The organism is uncultured Traorella sp. (assembly GCF_944327115.1).
In the GTDB taxonomy this organism is placed as follows: Bacteria; Bacillota_I; Bacilli_A; order Erysipelotrichales; family Erysipelotrichaceae; genus Traorella.
In genome coordinates this window covers 1-4,115 of sequence record NZ_CALVGS010000022.1, presented here as the reverse complement: position 1 = coordinate 4,115, position 4,115 = coordinate 1, and the positions used below count along the sequence as shown (strand labels likewise).

Annotated in this window: 4 protein-coding genes; 3 read left to right on the top strand and 1 reads right to left on the bottom strand. The window is 39.4% G+C overall.

Annotated elements, in window-relative coordinates:
- Nucleotides 1-1,568: 2,3-bisphosphoglycerate-independent phosphoglycerate mutase (gene gpmI / locus Q0K35_RS01855; protein WP_294560976.1), on the bottom strand; the 1,568-nt coding region annotated here is incomplete at its 3' end.
- 134 nt (nucleotides 1,569-1,702) lie between these two features.
- Here gpmI and asnB point away from each other — a divergent pair.
- The 3 genes from asnB to Q0K35_RS01840 all read left to right on the top strand — a co-directional run.
- Nucleotides 1,703-3,505 carry an asparagine synthase (glutamine-hydrolyzing) gene (gene asnB / locus Q0K35_RS01850; RefSeq protein WP_294560975.1) on the top strand — a complete coding sequence of 601 codons (1,803 nt, stop codon included), beginning with the start codon at nucleotides 1,703-1,705 and terminating at the stop codon, nucleotides 3,503-3,505.
- Between the two features lie 37 nt (nucleotides 3,506-3,542).
- Nucleotides 3,543-3,725 (top strand): hypothetical protein, encoded by a 183-nt coding sequence (locus Q0K35_RS01845; protein ID WP_294560974.1) that lies wholly within the window; start codon nucleotides 3,543-3,545, stop codon nucleotides 3,723-3,725.
- Between the two features lie 63 nt (nucleotides 3,726-3,788).
- A partial coding sequence (locus Q0K35_RS01840) for a DMT family transporter (RefSeq protein WP_294560973.1) occupies nucleotides 3,789-4,115 on the top strand: 327 nt, incomplete at its 3' end.

The window sequence follows — 4,115 nt, the reverse complement described above, 5'->3', positions numbered from 1 at the left end:
TTAATAATTGCCGGCAACCAGTGTTCATCCGGTTCAAGACCTAACAATTTCGCAACCGTGCTGGCAACATTCGCTAATCCAAAATCACCGTCAGCGATTTCCACATCGGCACCATAAATGATGAATGGAACTTTGTTCAATGTATGAGATGTCTTTGCTTTTAAAGGAGCTCCTTCCTTCTTTGGCTTTTCATACATTTCATCTGCATTACCATGGTCAGCTGTAACGATCAGAATACCATTGACCTTATCTACGGCTTTCTTGATACGAGCCAGATTCAAGTCAACACTCTCAACACCGATCACAGTCGCTTCATAATTACCTGTATGACCAACCATGTCACCATTTGGATAGTTTGTACGCAAGAAATCATATTTGCCGGATTCAATTGCTTCTACCAGCTGGTCTGTAATTTCTGCGCTCTTCATCCATGGTCTTTCTTCAAACGGTACGACATCGCTCTTAACTTCTACCCAGTCTTCCAATTCTTCTGAGAATTTCTGAGAGTTGTTACCATTCCAGAAATAAGTAACGTGACCATATTTCTGTGTTTCACTGATTGCATAAGATCTGATTCCGTGCTTTACCATAAATTCGCTCATCGTATATTTGATCTTTGGCGGATAAACAAGGAAATGCTTCGGAATCTTCAGATCGCCATCATACTGCAGCATACCTGCATACATAACATCCGGCTTTCTTACACGATCAAACTTATCAAAGTTTTCCTCATCAAAGGCCAAGGAAATTTCCTGGGCACGATCGCCTCTGAAATTATATAATACGACACTGTCGCCATCTTCGATCGTTCCAACCGGCTTGCCGTCTTTCGCAATGACAAATGCCGGAAGATCCTGATCGATCACACCTAATTCCTTGCGATACGTTTCAATCGCTTCTCTGGCACTGTTAAACTGTCTGCCTTCACCTAATACATGTGTCTTCCATCCGGCTTCTACCATCGGCCAGTTTGCCATATAACGATCCATCGTGATCTTCATACGTCCGCCACCGCTGGCAATGCAGGCATGGAACGTATCATCATTCAAACCATTCATGAAGTTTTCGATATCATCGACATAAGTCAATGCACTTGTTTCAGGAACATCACGTCCATCTAAAAGAGCATGTACCCTGACTTCCTTTACACCATCTTCTTTTGCTCTTGCAATCAAAGCTTTTAAATGATTGATATGTGAATGCACATTACCATCTGAAAGCAAACCGATAAAATGCATCTTACCGTGATCCTTACATTTATTGATCAACTGTTTCCATGTATCTGTTTCAAAGATATCCTTTGATTCAATTGATTCATTAACCAATTTGGCACCCTGAGAGTAAATCTGACCGCATCCTAAAGCGTTGTGTCCTACCTCTGAATTACCCATATCACCATCGCTTGGCAAGCCGACAGCTAATCCGTGTGCCTTAATGGCCGTATGCGGACAAGTATTCATCAGTTCATCTAAATTAGGCGTATAAGCATTCGCAACAGCATTTCCAAGCTTGTTGTCACTTAAACCAACGCCATCCATTACAACTAAAACTAAAGGTCTTTTTGACATATATTCTCCTCCATATTTCCTTTACATAATATATCACTTTTTTAAAGAATTAGCACCTGATTTACTATTTTTTTCACATTTTTTCATAATTCACTCACAATTTGAATAGACTTGATTGAAAAAGGAGTGAAATTATGTGTGGTATAGCCGGTATCCTTGATGAAAACCATCATCTAGAAAACCAACAAGTGATTTTTAATGACATGATTCAGACCATGAAACACCGTGGCCCTACCAGTGACGGACTTTATCTGGAGGATCATGTCGCCCTGATGCATACCCGTTTAGCTATTGTAGATGTCGAAAAGGGATTGCAGCCGATGCAGATCAATGAATATACGATCATTTATAACGGAGAGTGCTACAACACTGAAGAATTACGTCATGATCTGGAAGAAAAGGGCATTGTTTTTCATACATCCAGTGACACCGAAGTCATCCTGCATGCTTATATTTATTATAAAGAAAATTGTCTTCAGATGATCAATGGCATATTTGCTTTCGCAATTTATGATACTAAAGAAAAATCTTTATTTTTAGCTCGTGATCCGATGGGTGTAAAACCCTTATTTTATACGTTCGTTGACCAGATCTTACTCTTTGCCAGCGAAATCAAGACACTGCTGGCTTATCCGCTTGTCAGAGCGATCATTGATGAACACTCGATCCATCAGATTGCTTATCTGGGCCCGGGAAGGATCAGCGGCAGCGGTGTCTTTAAAAACATTTATGAAATCAAAGGCGGTGAATATGCCACTTACTCATCCTCATCCTTTCAGATACATCCTTATTATGAATTAAAAGCACAGCCTCATACCGACAGTTATGATGAAACCATCGAAAAAGTGAAATCTCTTGTCATTGATGCCATTAAACGCCAGCTTGTCAGTGATGTGAAAATCGGTGCATTTTTATCCGGTGGCTTGGATTCTTCTATCATCTGTGCCGTTGCTGCCAATCACTATAAAAAAGAAGGAAAACAATTATCAACCTTCTCATTAGAATTTGAAGAAAATGATCTTTATTTTATTCCCAATCATTTTCAACCGACCAGCGATATTCCTTATATTGATCTCATGGTTGATACATTTAAAACCAACCATACCAAGATCAAGTTGAAAAGTGCTGATTTGATCGATGCGCTCTATCGTGCTGTCGATGCCAGGGATCTTCCGGGCATGGCCGATGTCGATACAGCTCTTCTATGCTTCTGTGAAGAGGTGAAAAAGCATGTCGATGTCGTATTGTCAGGAGAATGTGCCGATGAGATCTTTGGCGGTTATCCCTGGTTTCAAGATCAAAACCGCTCTTATTTTCCATGGACGCAAAATCTTGAATATCGTCAATCCCTGCTTTTAAATCAATATCAGATTGACTATCACCATTATGTGGGTTCTCTTTATCACACCTCAATTCAAAAGGCACCGTTTCTACCAAATGCTTCTAAAGAAGATATCGCCATCCAGCAAATGACCTACCTTAATATTCACTGGTTCATGCAGACCTTGTTAGACAGAAAAGACAGGATGAGCATGGCCAACGGATTAGAAGCACGTGTTCCTTTCTGTGATACTCGAATCCTGAATTATGTTTATTCGATACCATGGGCATATAAAAACCATAACCAAAGAGAAAAAGGTCTATTAAGAGAAGCAATGAAGGATCTATTGCCACTTGAAATCAGTGAACGTAAAAAAAGTCCTTTTCCTAAGACCCATCATCCCGAATATTTAAAGATCCTGCGCCAGGAACTATTGAAAATCAGTCAAAGTGATGAGCCTTTATGGAAAATCTTTAATAAAGAAGAGGTATTAAAACTTTGTGTAGAGGAAAGCAGCACACCATGGTATGGACAATTGATGACAACCCCTCAGACGATCGCCTATCTCTTACAAATCAACTATTGGATAAAAAAATATAAGATTCAGATTCAATAAATCAAAAAAGCGTGTATAATGAACATGGGTGATGACCATGAACATAAAGAAACGAGCAATCAGAATTGCAAAGAAGAAGATCATGAGAAATAAAACAGCCAGCAAGACAATCAAAGCCGTAAGAATCAGCGGATGTCTTTTAGGCGGATCATTTCTAACTTATATGATGGCATCTTATGGAAAAAAGCTATCTGAACAAGAAAATATTTTCAAACAATGAGGAGCAATCGCTCCTTTTTCATTGCAAATTCTCCCAAACCCTATATAATAAGGAGCGGTGATGATGATGAAATACTTTTTAGTATTCCTTTCCGGAGTTCTTCTGGCATGTATGCAAAGCTTCAATGGACAGTTAAGCACGGTGATCGGTATCTATGGTACCAGCTTTCTGGTGCATCTGATCGGTGCTATCCTGATGATTCTTTATATTAAAGTCATTAAAAAAGAAAAAATACGATTAGGACCGATGCCGCTTTATATCTATAGCGGCGGTTTATGTGGATTATTGCTTGTCAGTTTTACTTCACTTGCAATTTCCCATATTGGCAATGTACTGACCACCTGTCTTTCCATTGCCGGACAAATCTTTCTTTCCATTCTATTAGATCAT

Excerpts from the sequence above, each read along its gene's own strand:
- Q0K35_RS01845 (WP_294560974.1), top strand. The coding sequence starts at position 3,543 with ATGAACATAAAGAAACGAGCAATCAGAATTGCAAAGAAGAAGATCATG.
- asnB (WP_294560975.1), top strand. The coding sequence starts at position 1,703 with ATGTGTGGTATAGCCGGTATCCTTGATGAAAACCATCATCTAGAAAAC.